12 protein-coding genes and 2 pseudogenes are annotated in these 14,099 nt (G+C 66.0%); 7 read left to right on the plus strand and 7 right to left on the minus strand.

Going from position 1 to position 14,099, the window contains the following annotated elements; translation table 11 throughout:
• Window positions 1-221 precede the first annotated feature (221 nt).
• The 5 genes from ctaE (at window position 222) to MUG78_RS16430 (ending at window position 5,166) form a co-directional block, all read left to right on the plus strand.
• Window positions 222-830: an aa3-type cytochrome oxidase subunit III gene (gene ctaE / locus MUG78_RS16410; RefSeq protein ID WP_246996622.1), complete on the plus strand. Its 609-nt coding sequence runs from the start codon at window positions 222-224 to the stop codon at window positions 828-830.
• A 48-nt stretch (window positions 831-878) separates the two neighbouring features.
• Entirely contained in the window at window positions 879-1,817 is a 939-nt protein-coding gene (gene qcrC / locus MUG78_RS16415) for a cytochrome bc1 complex diheme cytochrome c subunit (protein ID WP_246996624.1), read from the plus strand.
• Window positions 1,814-2,968, plus strand: coding sequence for a cytochrome bc1 complex Rieske iron-sulfur subunit (qcrA, locus tag MUG78_RS16420; protein WP_246996626.1), 1,155 nt, complete (start codon window positions 1,814-1,816; stop codon window positions 2,966-2,968). Before qcrC ends, qcrA begins: the two co-directional genes overlap by 4 nt.
• Window positions 2,965-4,593 (plus strand): cytochrome bc1 complex cytochrome b subunit, encoded by a 1,629-nt coding sequence (qcrB, locus tag MUG78_RS16425; RefSeq protein ID WP_246996628.1) that lies wholly within the window; start codon window positions 2,965-2,967, stop codon window positions 4,591-4,593. The genes qcrA and qcrB overlap by 4 nt, the downstream gene beginning before the upstream one ends.
• Window positions 4,594-4,710: 117 nt before the next feature.
• Window positions 4,711-5,166: a nuclear transport factor 2 family protein gene (locus MUG78_RS16430; protein ID WP_246996630.1), complete on the plus strand. Its 456-nt coding sequence runs from the start codon at window positions 4,711-4,713 to the stop codon at window positions 5,164-5,166.
• Here MUG78_RS16430 and MUG78_RS16435 read toward each other — a convergent pair.
• Window positions 5,150-5,422, minus strand: a pseudogene (locus tag MUG78_RS16435) (ATP-binding protein); the annotation flags it as partial. The gene MUG78_RS16430 and the pseudogene MUG78_RS16435 overlap by 17 nt on opposite strands.
• Window positions 5,423-5,561: 139 nt before the next feature.
• Here MUG78_RS16435 and MUG78_RS16440 point away from each other — a divergent pair.
• Window positions 5,562-6,812 (plus strand): IS256 family transposase, encoded by a 1,251-nt coding sequence (locus MUG78_RS16440; protein WP_246996632.1) that lies wholly within the window; start codon window positions 5,562-5,564, stop codon window positions 6,810-6,812.
• A gap of 77 nt (window positions 6,813-6,889) precedes the next feature.
• Here the strand turns inward: MUG78_RS16440 and MUG78_RS16445 are convergent.
• The 3 genes and pseudogenes from MUG78_RS16445 to ctaC form a co-directional block, all read right to left on the minus strand.
• Window positions 6,890-7,378: pseudogene (locus MUG78_RS16445) on the minus strand (helix-turn-helix domain-containing protein); the annotation flags it as partial.
• 220 nt (window positions 7,379-7,598) lie between these two features.
• Window positions 7,599-8,015 carry an aa3-type cytochrome oxidase subunit IV gene (gene ctaF / locus MUG78_RS16450; RefSeq protein WP_246996634.1) on the minus strand — a complete coding sequence of 139 codons (417 nt, stop codon included), beginning with the start codon at window positions 8,013-8,015 and terminating at the stop codon, window positions 7,599-7,601.
• Entirely contained in the window at window positions 8,012-9,190 is a 1,179-nt protein-coding gene (gene ctaC / locus MUG78_RS16455; protein WP_246996636.1) for an aa3-type cytochrome oxidase subunit II, read from the minus strand. Before ctaC ends, ctaF begins: the two co-directional genes overlap by 4 nt.
• Before the next feature lie 266 nt (window positions 9,191-9,456).
• On the opposite strand from ctaC, the gene asnB reads away from it, so the two are divergent.
• Complete coding sequence (gene asnB / locus MUG78_RS16460; protein WP_246996638.1) at window positions 9,457-11,382, plus strand: asparagine synthase (glutamine-hydrolyzing); 1,926 nt, start codon at window positions 9,457-9,459, stop codon at window positions 11,380-11,382.
• Window positions 11,383-11,434: 52 nt separating this feature from the next.
• Here asnB and MUG78_RS16465 read toward each other — a convergent pair whose 3' ends face one another.
• The 3 genes from MUG78_RS16465 to MUG78_RS16475 form a co-directional block, all read right to left on the minus strand.
• On the minus strand, window positions 11,435-12,406 hold the full coding sequence (locus MUG78_RS16465) for a carbohydrate kinase family protein (protein ID WP_246996640.1): 972 nt from the start codon (window positions 12,404-12,406) through the stop codon (window positions 11,435-11,437).
• Between the two features lie 78 nt (window positions 12,407-12,484).
• Window positions 12,485-12,835: a HesB/IscA family protein gene (locus MUG78_RS16470; RefSeq protein ID WP_246996642.1), complete on the minus strand. Its 351-nt coding sequence runs from the start codon at window positions 12,833-12,835 to the stop codon at window positions 12,485-12,487.
• 88 nt (window positions 12,836-12,923) lie between these two features.
• Window positions 12,924-14,057, minus strand: a complete 1,134-nt coding sequence (locus MUG78_RS16475) for a glycerate kinase family protein (RefSeq protein ID WP_246996644.1) — start codon at window positions 14,055-14,057, stop codon at window positions 12,924-12,926.
• Window positions 14,058-14,099: the final 42 nt, after the last annotated feature.

A 14,099-nucleotide genomic window follows, 5' to 3' on the forward strand; every position in this document is an offset into this window, starting at 1 on the left:
CCTTAAACACCGGGCGTTCCCCAGCGCACCTTCAGGCTCGTCTCAGCCGGACACGACATCATGAGCATGCATGCGTGAACAGCGGACAACCACTGGAAATTCCGCCGAGACACGCCGAGCAACCCACAACGTAACAGCCCTGACCTGCACCGACAGAACTACTTCGGACCAATTTGGGACCCGAGTGGTCATCGCTTACTACGAACCGTCATACTTCTCATGTGACTAGCGCCGTGGGTACCCCAGGAACCGCCATGACCTCGCGCGTGCATTCGCTGAACCGACCGAACATGGTCAGCGTCGGCACCATCGTGTGGTTGTCGAGCGAGTTGATGTTTTTTGCCGGCTTGTTCGCGATGTATTTCGTCGCGAGAGCCAATTCCGTCGAGTGGCCTCAACAGCCCGCTCACCTCAATCTTTGGCTTGCCATCCCGGTGACGTCCGTGCTGATTCTCAGCTCCGTCACCTGCCAGATGGGCGTCTTCGCCGCCGAGAAGGGCGACGTCTTCGGACTTCGCCGCTGGTACACCCTCACCTTGCTGATGGGCGCCTTCTTCGTCGCCGGCCAGGCATACGAGTACTTCGCACTCGTCGGCGAGGGCGTGACGCTCTCGTCGTCGTCGTACGGCTCGGTCTTCTACATGGCGACCGGCTTCCACGGATTGCACGTGATCGGCGGTCTGCTCGCGTTCGTCGTCTTGCTCGTTCGAACTCGACTTTCCAAATTCACTCCCGCACAGGCCACCGCCGCGATCGTCGTGTCGTACTACTGGCACTTCGTCGACGTGGTCTGGATCGCCCTGTTCGTGGTCATTTACTTCGTGCAGTAGCCCTCGGCGGCCGCTGAAACAGTCCAATCGCTTAGTAGAGAGACACCGATGAGATCATCTCCACCGAGTTCGTCGCAGCCGCTCGACGGCGACGATGCCTCCAACGAGCGCGTCACTACCGCCGGCACCGCAACGAAGGACGCGCGCACCAGCCGCTCGCGTCGTAAGTTGCGCCGCCGTGCGAGCGCGACCGCCTTCCTGTTGTTCGGCCTCGTCGCTTCCGGCCTGCTCGCCGGACTGCTGACCCCCGAGCCCCAGGTCGCCACGGCCGAGCCCACGTCCGCCGAACTGGTGGCCGCAGGCAAGCAGCTGTACGACAACTCCTGCGTCACCTGCCACGGCGTCAACCTCGAGGGCGTGCCGGATCGCGGCCCCACCCTCCTGGGTGTCGGCGACGCGTCGGTGTACTTCCAGGTCTCCACCGGCCGCATGCCCGCCGCCCGCGGCGAGGCACAGGTCAAGCGCAAGACCAGCAAGTTCACCCAGTCCCAGATCGACCAGCTCGGCGCCTACATCCAGGCGATGGGCGGCGGTCCCCGGACGATGTACGCGACCACCGAGAACGGTGACGTCAAGCGCGACGAGAACGGCATGCCGGTCTTGGCCATGGGCGAACTGCGCGGCAACGACCTCGGTCGCGGCTCCGAGCTGTTCCGCCTGAACTGCGCCTCCTGCCACAACTTCACCGGTCGTGGCGGCGCCCTCTCGAGCGGTAAGTTCGCTCCCTCTCTGTCGGGCGTCAACGAGCAGCAGCTCTACACGGCCATGCTCACCGGCCCGCAGAACATGCCCAAGTTCTCCAACCGTCAGCTGTCGGTCGAAGAGAAGAAGGACATCATCGGCTTCATCCGCTACGCAGACACCTCGAACCCGATCGGTGGCTTCGGCCTCGGCGGCTTCGGCCCCGCCTCGGAAGGCGTGGTCATGTGGGTCGTCGGTATCAGCGCGGTCGTCGCCGGTGCGATGTGGATTGGATCCCGAAATTGAGTACCTCTCCTAAAGACGTCCCCTCGGACGACCAGCTGAACGCGATGTCCCGCGACGAACTGGTGAAGCTCGGTAGCAATCTCGACGACGTCGAGATCATCTACCGCGAAGCGCGTAACCCGGTACCGGGAACCAAAGCCGAGAAGCGCTCCGAGCGCATCGTGGCGATCTGGTTCGTGTTGTCCGGTCTCCTCGCGCTCGCCGGCTTCGCGCTGTTCATCTGGAACCAGTGGGAATTCACCATGCCGGAGCAGGACGGGTACTGGGCGTACACGTTCTACACCCCCGCGCTCGGTGTCTCCTTCGGTCTGTCCATCCTGTTCTTCGGCTTCGGCGTGATCCAGCTGACCAAGCGCTTCATCCCCGCCGAGATCTCGGTGCAGCAGCGCCACGACGGCCCCTCGGACCTCGTCGATCAGAAGACTTTCGCTGCGGGCATGTCCGACGCGCTGGAGACCTCGACCCTCCCCCGTCGCAAGATGATCCTGGGTTCGGCAGCATTCGGTCTCGGTTCGCTCGCCCTCGCCGGCGGCGTCGCGGCCATCGGCGGTTTCATCAAGAACCCGTGGGCCGATCCCAAGGACGACCTGTGGCAGACCGGATGGTCGCCGATCCACAACCCGGCGTCCGATCCCAACGAGACCGTCTTCCTGCGTCGTGACACCGGCAACCCGTACCAGGTGGCCCTGGTCCGTCCGGAGGATCTCGACGCGGGCGCCATGGAGACCGTGTTCCCGTGGCGCGTCTCGGACGGCTACGGCGACAGCGAAGAGTCCCGCCACAAGCTCCTCAAGGGCCTGCGTGCCGTGCGTAACCCGGTCATGCTGATCCGTCTGCGTCCCGCCGACTCCGCCAAGGTGATCAAGCGCCAGCGCCAGGAGAGCTTCAACTACGGCGACTACTACGCCTACACCAAGGTCTGCAGCCACCTCGGTTGCCCGACCTCCTTGTACGAGCAGCAGACCAACCGCATTCTCTGCCCGTGCCACCAGTCGCAGTTCGACGCGCTCGAGTTCGCCAAGCCCATCTTCGGACCGGCTGCCCGCGCTCTCGCACAGCTGCCGATCACGGTGAACAATCAGGGGTACATGGTCGCTGCCGGCGACTTCATCGAACCCGTCGGTCCGGCATTCTGGGAGCGTAAGTCATGACCACCGTGGGCGACCGCGTCGGCGCGCAAGCGCGTGAAGTAGATGTTCGATACCGCGCTGCGGCCGGTATCCGTCGGCAGGTGAACAAGGTCTTCCCGACCCACTGGTCGTTCCTGCTCGGCGAGTTGGCGCTGTACAGCTTCGTGATCCTGCTGATCTCGGGCGTGTACCTCACCATGTTCTTCGACCCGTCGATGGCCCACGTGACCTACGACGGCGCATACCTGCCGCTCAACGGTGTCACCATGAGCCGCGCGTACGAGACCACCCTCGACCTCTCCTTCGAGGTCCGCGGCGGTCTATTCGTCCGACAGATCCACCACTGGGCAGCCCTGATGTTCGCGGCGTCGATCATCATCCACATGATGCGCATCTTCTTCACCGGTGCGTTCCGCAAGCCGCGTGAAGCCAACTGGGTGATCGGTTGCTTCCTGCTGCTGCTGGCGATGTTCGAAGGCTTCTTCGGCTACTCGCTCCCCGACGACCTGCTCTCGGGCACCGGCGTCCGCGCCGCCATGAGCGGTATCGTCCTGAGCCTCCCGCTGATCGGCACCTGGCTGCAGTTCGCCCTCTTCAACGGCGACTTCCCGGGCGACATCATCATCAGCCGCCTGTACGTGCTGCACGTGCTGATCTTCCCGGCCATCATCCTGGCCCTGATCGGCGCTCACCTGGCTCTCGTCTGGTACCAGAAGCACACGCAGTTCCCCGGCCCCGGTCGAACCGAGAACAACGTCGTCGGTGTCCGAATCCTCCCGGTCTTCGCGGCCAAGGGCGGCGCCTTCTTCGCCATCACCTTCGGTTTCCTGGCGCTGATGGCCGGTATCTTCCAGATCAACGCGGTCTGGAACATCGGCCCGTACAACCCGGCGCAGGTATCGGCCGGCTCGCAGCCGGACATGTACATGATGTGGACGGACGGCTTCGCTCGACTCATGCCGGCGTGGGAGCTCTACCTGGGCAACTACACGATCCCCGCCGTCTTCTGGGTGGTCCTGGTGATCGGCGTGATCTTCGGTCTGCTGTTCACTTACCCGTGGATCGAGTCGGCACTGACCAAGGACAAGGCGCCGCACAACCTGCTGCAGCGTCCGCGTGACGTCCCGGTCCGCACGGCGGTCGGCGCGATGGCTCTGACCTTCTACATCATCCTGACCGTGGCCTGCTTCAACGACATCATCGCCTTCAAGTTCGACATCTCGCTGAACGCCACCACCTGGATCGGTCGTATCGGTCTGATCCTGCTGCCGCCGCTGGTGTACTTCATCACCTACCGCTGGGCTCTGTCCCTGCAGCGCAGCGACCGCGAGGTGCTGGCACACGGTATCGAGACGGGCATCATCCGTCGCGAGGCCGTCGGCGAGTACATCGAGATCCACCAGCCGCTCGGCCCGGTGGACAGCCATGGTCATCCGATCCCCCTCCCCTACCAGGGAGCGGCTCTGCCGAAGCGGATGAACAAGCTGGGTTCGGCCGGCGCCCCGGGCACCGGTTCGCTGCTGGTGGCCGACCCCGCCGACGAGCAGGCGACCAATGTGGCCACCGAGCACGCCGGCCACGCCGCCGAGAAGAAGGCTCTGCAGGATCTGCAGGCCAAGGGTGGCAACCCGCTCGACAGCGAGTAGTTCGCACCGCACCACACGAAGGCCGTCTCGCCATTGGCGAGGCGGCCTTCGTCGTCGGGTCCCCTGGTTTCGGTGAGTGGACCACGTCCTGGCGGCCTACCGGTGAGAATGAAGTCCATGATCGACTCCTCCGATTCCACCGATCTGCCCGCCCGGACCGCCGACACCCTCGCACTACAGCAGCTGCTCGCGACCTACGCCCGGGCCGTCGACACACGGGACTGGGACCTGTACCGCACGGTCTTCACCCCGGACGCTCAGATCGACTACACCTCGGCGCCCTTCGGCATCGCCGGCCCTCGGGACGAGGTGGCCGCGTGGCTCGAGCAATCCCTGTCCGTGGTGCCGATGTCCATGCATTACGTCTCCAACATCGAGGTGGACCTCGACGGCGACACCGCGACCGTGCACGCCCAGTTCTACAACCCCATGCAGTTCCCCGGCTTCGCCGAGCTGAGCTTCTGCGGCGGCTACTACCACCATCAGATGGTCCGCACCCCCGACGGCTGGCGCAGCCGCGGTCTCCGCGAAGAGAACCTCTGGTTCGTCAACTCCCCTACCCCACCCGCCTAGGTCCCGTCCGCGCCGCGGGCCCGTCGGATCGGTTCGAAGCGTCGCAGCCGCTCGGTTCCCGCTCGCGGCGCGAGCGTGTGCGGTAAGAATCGCCGCTGAGGGCGAGTACCTCGGCGTGGTGGACGAGGCGGTCGATCATCGCGGCGGCGACGATGTCGTCGTGGAAGATCTCTCCCCACCGCCCGAACGGCATGTTCGACGTGATCAGGATCGAGCCCTGCTCATAGCGGTGCGCCACGAGTTGGAAGAACAGGTGTTCGCAGTAGTGCCCCATAGAGTGGTGTAACTCGGTGACCAGGACCGTGAGCGACAACGTGTAGCTGTCGGCACGGAAGCGGTCACCGTGTGATCCTTCGAGTCAACCTTCCACAGAATCCTCGAACGGAGTCATCACGATGACCGCACCCCATATTGTCGACCCTGCTGGCCTGCTGAGCCAAGCCCTCGCCGACGCGTCACCGGATCTGATGCGCGAGCTGCTGCAGACCATGATCAACGCCCTGCTGTCCGCCGATGCCGACGCCGTGTGCGGCGCCGAATGGGGTCAGCGCTCAGACCAGCGCACCAATCACCGCAACGGCTACCGGCATCGGCCCCTCGACACCCGGGTGGGCACGATCGACGTCGCCGTGCCCAAGCTGCGCTCGAGCACCTATTTTCCGGAGTGGCTGCTCGAGCGGCGCAAACGCGCCGAATCCGCACTGATCACGGTGGTGGCGGACTGCTACCTGGCCGGGGTTTCGACCCGGCGGATGGACAAGCTAGTGAAAACTCTTGGCATCGATTCGTTGTCGAAGTCGCAGGTCTCACGCATGGCCGAAGACCTCGACGAGCAGGTCGCGGCGTTCCGGCATCGCCGCTTGGATGAGGCTGGCCCGTTCACGTTCGTCACCGCCGATGCGCTCACGATCAAGGTCCGCGAGAACAAGCAGGTCGTCAAAGCCGTCGTGCTGCTGGCCACCGGCGTCAACGGTGACGGGCACCGCGAAGTGCTCGGCATGCAGGTCGCCACCAGCGAAACCAAGGCCTCGTGGAACACCTTCTTCGCCGACCTGCTCGCCCGCGGCCTCGGCGGAGTCCGCCTGGTGACCTCTGACGCCCATGCCGGATTGGTCGAGGCGATCGCCGCGAAGCTGCCCGGCGCCGCCTGGCAGCGCTGCCGCACCCACTACGCCGCGAATCTGATGGCGGTGTGCCCGAAATCGATGTGGCCGGCCGTGAAAGCGATGCTGCACAGCGTCTACGACCAACCCACCGCAAGTGCGGTCAATGCCCAGTTCGACCGGCTCATCGAATACACCGACGACCGGCTACCCGACGTCGCCGAACACCTCGGCGACGCCCGTGAAGACCTGCTGGCGTTCACCGCGTTTCCGGACGATGTGTGGCGCCAGATCTGGTCCAACAACCCCACCGAGCGGCTCAACCGCGAGATCCGGCGCCGCACCGACGTCGTCGGCATCTTCCCCAACCGCGACGCCATCGTCCGACTCATCGGAGCAGTGCTCGCCGAGCAGACAGATGAATGGGCCGAAGGCCGCCGCTACCTCGGCCTCGAGGTGCTCAGCCGTTGCCGACTGAACGTCACCGACACCGACCACACGCCGGAGGTGAACACCGACCCACTGATCCAACTACCCGCCTGACCACCAACGAAGGACCACAATCGGTTACACCACTACCCGGGACTTGACCAGGTTCGCCTGATCGGCGTCGAATGGAAGACCGCCGCCCGGTCCTCGGCGAGGACATCGACCGGCCGACCGCGTAGTGATCGCACCGTGCGGGCATTGGCTTTCGGCAGCCACGACTGGAGCTGATCATGGAAATCCGCCGGTGAGGCGAACTCCCGGCCCGGCAGGAACGACGGTTCCAGATAGCCGCTATTGATTTCGGTCATACCCTTGAACTCCGGACGGATCTGCCGGACCCGGTCCTTGAGGACAGTCAACGACCGCGTCCACCCGATCCGTTCAGCGATCACCGTCGCCGGCATTCGCGCATCCAGACGCAACTGCTCCCGGATCTGCGGCTCGACCGCATCCACGATCGACCCCTTCGCCGGCCGCGCATACTTCGGCGGACCGTCCGAGGCCAACGCCGACCGCACCGTGTTCCGCGCCAGACCCGTCCGACGCACGATCGCCTTGATCGACACACCCTCAGCCTTATGAAGCCGCCGAACCTCGGCCCAATCCTCCACTGAAATCACCCTCCCGAGTGTCGAGGGGGGGTCAGCATTCACCCGTCGCCTGGGGTCAGGATTCACGCGTCGCTGACACTTTTCTCACCTTCCGTTGCCCGACCGAGAGCGTTGTTTTACCGAATCCCTGGCACCGTATCCCTACGGCCCGTACGGAGGAGGCGGCAAGAAACCGGCCGCACCTGGGAGTCCAGGTGCGGCCGGTGTCAGTATTGCGAGGCTCAGAGAGTCAGTGCTTCTCCGGGCCCACGTGGTACTCGAGGACCAGGCCGACGACCGTCGCGACGATCACGACGGCAGCACCGACCGCGAAGTAGAAGTTCGAGGTCGCGAAACCCAGCGCGAACAGTGCGGCACCCGCGGCGATCGCGATCGGCCAGAAGCTGTGCGGGCTGAAGAAGCCCAGCTCGCCTGCGCCGTCTTCGATCTCGGCGTCGTCGTAGTCCTCCGGGCGGATCTCGACCCGTCGAGCCACGAACCGGAAGTACGTGCCGGCCAGGATCGACAGTGCGGCCGAGAAGAACAGGCACGAGGCACCTGCCCACTCCACACCGGTGTAGTAGAAGTGCGTCGCCACCGTGTAGATGATGCCTACGACGATGAAGAAGACCGCAATGGCTTCAAAAATCCGTGCTTCGATCTTCATGAAAGATTCACACCCTCTGCAGGCTTGCAGCCCTTGCCGATGGTCGACGTGTTGTTGGCGTCGCCCAGGTTGTCGGGCAGGTCAGTGGTCGACACGCGACGGCTGTTGAACGGTGCGGTGACCACGGACTGCGGTTCCTGGCACACGGCCGTCAGTGCTTCGGCGTTGCCGGCCGCCGGGTTGTCCTTGCGCCACTGGATGTAGGCGTCGAACACAGCGGGGCTGACGGCACGAACTTCGAAGTTCATCATCGAGTGGTAGGTACCGCACATCTCTGCGCAACGACCCACGAAGGCGCCTTCGCGCTCGATCTCACTGATCTGGAACCTCGGGTTCTGGTGGTTCTGCTCCGGGAACGGGAACGTATCGCGCTTGAACAGGAACTCGGGAACCCAGAACGAGTGCACGACGTCGGCTGAGGCGAGATTGAACTCGACGCGGGTGCCGGTCGGCAGCAGGAGGATGGGGATCTCCGACGTGGTGCCGAGCACCTCCATGTCGTTGAACGTGAGGTAGTCGCGGATCTTCTGGTCGCGACCGCCGGCCGGACCACCGAGAGCCTTGCGCTCACCTTCGTGCTCGTAGTAGTCGGGCACGTTCAGCTCGAACGGCTCGCCCTTCCTGGCCTGCGCCGAGTCGATCAGCTGCTGGCCATCGGCCGCGCGGACCGAGTTGTAGCCGAACTGCCAGTTCCACTGGAATGCGGTCACGTCGACGACGACGGCCGGGTTGTCTTCCATCTTCTCCACCTTCGTCTGCGTGACGACGGTGAAGTAGAAGAGCACGGCGATCAGGACGAACGGAATGGCCGTGTAGGCCAGTTCCAACGGCACGTTGTAGCCGGTCTGACGAGGGAATTCCTCGTCGGCCGGACGCGGCGCCGTGTCGTTGTTGCCCTTACGACGATGGAAAGTAATGGTCCAGAAGATCAGGCCCCACACCAGCACGCCCATGGCGAGAGCTGCGATGACAGCCCACTGCCAGAGCGTGAGCAGGCTCTTGCTCTCCGTGGTGACACCAGCTGGCCAGCCGAAGCGGACAGCCTCCTCCGGGCTACACCCGGTAACGAACAGCGCAGTGAGTGCGAGCGCACCGAGCGCCGCAACTCGTTTCGCCGTGCGCGACGCACTTGGGCTGCGCCGGGCCGACGATCGTCCACCGTGAGTCAATTTCACGCCTTCCTGCTGACAGGGAGCTATTTCGTACGTTGCTTCCGCAACGAGCAGCACTCGCTGAGGACATTCTCGCACCTAGTACTACGCAGCGTAGACCAACCCGGTGATTCCCTCGCGATTGGGTCTCCCGTCGTGTCGACCACACCGGACGCACCCCGGAGAGTTGGCCCGGTCGGAGGTGTCTGCGGCATAGTGGTCGGGTGGTCGTCAGGCGGTACCGATGGCCTCGACATTCACCCGTCTTTGATCGAAGGGACGCTCCTGCAGTGTGCGGTCTACTCGGAATGCTCACCGGTGACGGCTCCGCGTCGTCGCTCGTCGACCAGATCGCCGGCGCTTCGCGCTGCATGCGGCACCGCGGTCCCGATGATGCGCTCACCTGGCACGACGACGACCTGGTGCTGGGCTTCAACCGACTCTCCATCATCGACATCGAGCACTCCCCCCAGCCGCTGCTGTGGGGTCCGCCCGAGCAGCCGGAGCGGTACGCGCTGGCGTTCAACGGCGAGATCTACAACTACCTGGAGCTCCGCAAGGAGCTGCAGGAGGAGTTCGGCGCCGAGTTCGGCACCGAGGGCGACGGCGAGCCCATCGTCGTCGGCTTCCACCACTGGGGTCCCGACGTGGTCCGCAAGCTGCGCGGCATGTTCGCCTTCGCGGTGTGGGACACCGTCACCAAGAAACTGTTCCTCGCCCGCGATCCGTTCGGCATCAAGCCGCTGTACTGGGCCACCGGGCCCGGCGGCACCGCCTTCGGCAGCGAGAAGAAGAGTCTGCTGGAGCTGCTCGACAACCTGGGCCTGTCCGACGCCCTCGACCCGCGAGCCATCGAGCATTACACCGCCCTGCAGTACGTGCCCGAACCCGAATCGCTGCACGCCGACATCCGCCGCCTCGAATCGGGCACCTACGCGACCCTGACGCCGGGCGCCACGCCGACGGTCTCCCGCTACTTCACCCCCAAGTTCACCATCCGTCCCTTCGCGCACGACGCCGAGCAGGCCCGCTACGACGAGATCGCCGAAGTGCTGCGCGACTCGGTGGCCAAGCACATGCGCGCCGATGTGACGGTCGGCTCCTTCCTGTCCGGCGGCATCGACTCCACCGCCATCGCGGCGCTGGCGATCACCCACAATCCGGACCTGATCACCTTCACCACCGGCTTCGAGCGCACCGGCTACTCGGAGATCGACGTCGCCGCCGAATCCGCGGAGGCGATCGGCGCGCGCCACGTGATCAAGGTGGTCAGCCCCGAGGAGTACATCGCGGCGATCCCGAAGATCATCTGGTATCTCGACGATCCGGTCGCCGACCCCGCCCTGGTGCCGCTGTACTTCGTGGCCGCCGAGGCGCGCAAGCACGTGAAGGTGGTGCTGTCCGGCGAGGGCGCCGACGAGTTGTTCGGCGGCTACACCATCTACAAGGAGCCGCTATCGCTGAAGGCCTTCGACCGGATGGGCCCGCGCCTGCGTCGCGCCGCCGGACGGCTCTCCGAGCGCATCCCGGAGGGCACCCGCGGCAAGAGCCTGCTGCACCGCGGATCACTGACCTTGGAGGAGCGCTACTACGGCAACGCCCGCAGCTTCGACGACGAGCGCCTGCGTCGCGTCCTGCGCAACTACCGCCCGGAGTGGACCCACACCGACGTGACCGCGCCGATCTACGCCGAGAGCGTCGGCATGGACCCGGTGGCCCGCATGCAGCACCTGGACCTGTTCACCTGGCTGCGCGGCGACATCCTGGTCAAGGCCGACAAGATCACCATGGCCAACTCGCTCGAACTCCGCGTCCCGTTCCTGGACAAGGAGGTGTTCGACGTCGCCCAGGGGCTGCCGTTCGACCAGAAGATCGCCAACGGCACCACCAAGTACGCGCTGCGCAAGGCGCTGGAGCAGATCGTGCCCCCGCACGTGCTGCATCGCCGCAAGCTGGGCTTCCCGGTGCCGCTGCGCCACTGGCTGGCCGGCCCGGAGATGTTCGACTGGGCTCGACAGGTGATCGTCGACTCGGACACCGATCACCTCTTCGACAAGCAGTTCGTGCTGCAGATGCTCGACGAGCATCGCGCCGGCACCGTCGACAACAGCCGTCGGATCTGGACCGTGCTGTGCTTCATGATCTGGTACGGGATCTTCGTCGACGGTTCCGTCGACCCGCAGATCGACGAGCCGGACTACCCGGTACTCCTCTGACCGTCGGTCGACCCGGTGCTCCCCTCCCCCGGAGAGGAGCACCGGAACCGAGTTACAGCACCGCGCGGATGTCCGCCGCGGCGGCCTCGCCGTAGGCGGCGCCGATGCGCTCCAGCGCGGACTCGCGGTTCCACAGCCAGCCCTGCGTGGACTCGCATTCGAGGACCAGGGTGGCCACCATCGCGCCCAACTGCGCGGCACGCTCGTGCCGCAGGCCGCGGGACAGGCCGGTCAGGAAGCCGGCGCGGAAACCGTCGCCCACACCCGTCGGGTCGCTCTGGTCGTTCACCGGAACCACCGGCACCTGCAGGGGCGGCTGACCCGTCGCTGCGATCTCGATGCCGGCGCCGCCCTTGGTGGTGACGCGGACCTCGACCAGCTCGGCCACTTCCGCTTCGGTGAGGCCGGTCTTCTGCAGCAGCAGGCCCCACTCGTATTCGTTGGTGAACAGGAACTCGGCGCCCTCGATGAGGCCGCGGATGGTGTCGCCGTCGAGACGGGCCAACTGCTGGGAGGGATCGGCGGCGAACGGGATGCGGTGATCGCGGCACAGCTCGGTGTGGCGGACCATCGCTTCGGGGTCGTCGGGCGCGATCAGGACCAGGTCGGGCCGACCGGTCTCGTCGAAGACCTCGGTGACGTCGATGTGCCGGGACTCGGACATGGCGCCCGGGTAGAAGAAGGCCAGCTGCGCCATGGTCTCGTCGGTGGTGCAGGTGAACCGGGCGGTGTGCTGGGTGCGCGAGATCCGCACGCCGCGGCAGTCGACGCCGTGGTCGGTGAGCCATTCGCGGTAGTCGCCGAAGTCTTCGCCGGCCGCTCCGATGAGCAGCGGCGTGCCGCCGAGCGCGCCGATGGCGAAAGCGATGTTGCCGCCGACGCCGCCGCGCCGCACCAGCAGGTCCTCGGTGAGGAAGCTCAGCGAGATGTGCTCCAACTGGTCGCTCAGCAACTGTTCGGAGAACTTTCCGGGGAACTTCATCAGATGGTCGGTCGCCAGCGACCCGCAGACAGCAATGAACATTCGTCCACGATAATCGGCGCGCAGACGCCACCGGCCGCCTCCCCCTGGTTGGGGGAGGCGGCCGGTGTGCGGGTCAGATCAGTTGAACGAGTCGCCGCAGGCGCAGCTGCCGGTCGCGTTCGGGTTGTCGATCGTGAAGCCCTGCTTCTCGATGGAGTCGACGAAGTCGATGGTGGCGCCCTGCATGTACGGCACGCTCATGCGGTCCACGGCCAGCTTCACGCCGCCGAAGTCGGTCACCACGTCGCCGTCGAGGGTGCGGTCGTCGAAGAACAGCTGGTAGCGCAGGCCCGCGCAACCACCCGGCTGCACCTCGATGCGCAGAGCCATGTCGTTGCGGCCCTCCTGGTCGAGAAGCGCCTTGGCCTTGGCTGCGGCGGAATCGGTCAGGACCACGCCCGTCTGGGCGGTCTCATTCTGGACGGTCATGGGTGCTCCCTCTGTCACGGCGCGAAGTGATGGCGCGAACGACGATACTTTTGACGAACCTTCCGCTACAACGGTACTCCGTACGCGTCTATTCCCCCACCGCCGAGGACTCCTCGGCGTTCTCCTCGACCGGATCGGCGGCGAGTTCGACGGTCGCCACCGTCGCCGGATCCCACCGCGCGGCCACCTCGGCCGCGAGATCGGTCAGTCGTGGTCCGGCGTTCGCGACCGCCTCCTCGATCGACCCCGTGTGGTGCGCCAGCGAATGCACCTCGCCCACGTTCGGCACCACCTGGACCGGCAGGGTGGACTGGCCGGCCAGGACGATCACCGGCACCCCCGCACGATAGGCTTCGGCGGCGACGACGGCGACCACCTTGCCGCGCAGGGTCTGCGAATCCAGTCGGCCCTCACCGGTGATGACCACGTCGGCGGCGGCGATCTTGGCACGACGGCCGGTCTGTTCGGCGACGAACTCAGAGCCGGAGACCCGACGGCCGCCCCACGCAAGCAGCACCGCGCCCAGTCCACCCGCCGCACCGGCACCGGGGGTGTCGGCCACCGCCACCCCGCAGTCGGCTTCGAGTTGCGCCGCCCACCCGATCATCCGCTTCTCCAGCAGCGCGACGGTCGACTCGTCTGCGCCCTTCTGCGGGCCGAAGACGGGCACCGCACCCGCCGGACCGAGCAGCGGGTTGTCCACGTCGGTCGCCACGATCAGCTCGACGTCGCTGAGCAGGCGCCGCGCGGCCGCGCATCCGCCGAGACGGTCGGACGCACCGCGACCGCCATCGGACACGGCTGAGCCGCCGAGCCCGACGACGATGGTGCGACAGCCGGCCAGCAGGGCTGCCGAGAGGAGATCGCCCACACCGGCGCTGGTGGCGGCGACCGCCGTGGACGGGGTCGGCGGCTGCTCCAGCAGGTGCAGTCCGCAAGCCTGCGCCGCCTCGAGGTAGGCCACCCCGTCGTGCAGCAGCCACGAGGCACGTACCGGTTCGCCGAGCGGGCCGGTGACCGTCTGAGTGCGCACCTCGCCGCCGAAGGCGGTGGCCAGCACGTCGATGAAGCCCGGACCGCCGTCGGACTGCGGGGCCAGGACCACCACGTCGTCCGGTCGGCCGGCATGCCACCCCGCCCCGATCGCCGCGGCCGCCTGGACCGCGTCGAGGGTCCCCCCGAACGAATCCGGCATCACCGCCACCCGCACCCCGCCAGTCATGACTGCAGACCCTAGTCGCGATGAAGGGCACTGGTGGCGCGA

Source organism: Gordonia alkaliphila (assembly GCF_023017165.1).
GTDB lineage: Bacteria > Actinomycetota > Actinomycetes > Mycobacteriales > Mycobacteriaceae > Gordonia > Gordonia alkaliphila.

Excerpts from the sequence above, each read along its gene's own strand:
- qcrC (WP_246996624.1), top strand. The coding sequence starts at position 879 with ATGAGATCATCTCCACCGAGTTCGTCGCAGCCGCTCGACGGCGACGAT.
- qcrB (WP_246996628.1), top strand. The coding sequence starts at position 2,965 with ATGACCACCGTGGGCGACCGCGTCGGCGCGCAAGCGCGTGAAGTAGAT.
- MUG78_RS16430 (WP_246996630.1), top strand. The coding sequence starts at position 4,711 with ATGATCGACTCCTCCGATTCCACCGATCTGCCCGCCCGGACCGCCGAC.
- MUG78_RS16440 (WP_246996632.1), top strand. The coding sequence starts at position 5,562 with ATGACCGCACCCCATATTGTCGACCCTGCTGGCCTGCTGAGCCAAGCC.
- ctaF (WP_246996634.1), bottom strand. The coding sequence starts at position 8,015 with ATGAAGATCGAAGCACGGATTTTTGAAGCCATTGCGGTCTTCTTCATC.
- MUG78_RS16465 (WP_246996640.1), bottom strand. The coding sequence starts at position 12,406 with ATGTTCATTGCTGTCTGCGGGTCGCTGGCGACCGACCATCTGATGAAG.
- MUG78_RS16470 (WP_246996642.1), bottom strand. The coding sequence starts at position 12,835 with ATGACCGTCCAGAATGAGACCGCCCAGACGGGCGTGGTCCTGACCGAT.
- MUG78_RS16475 (WP_246996644.1), bottom strand. The coding sequence starts at position 14,057 with ATGACTGGCGGGGTGCGGGTGGCGGTGATGCCGGATTCGTTCGGGGGG.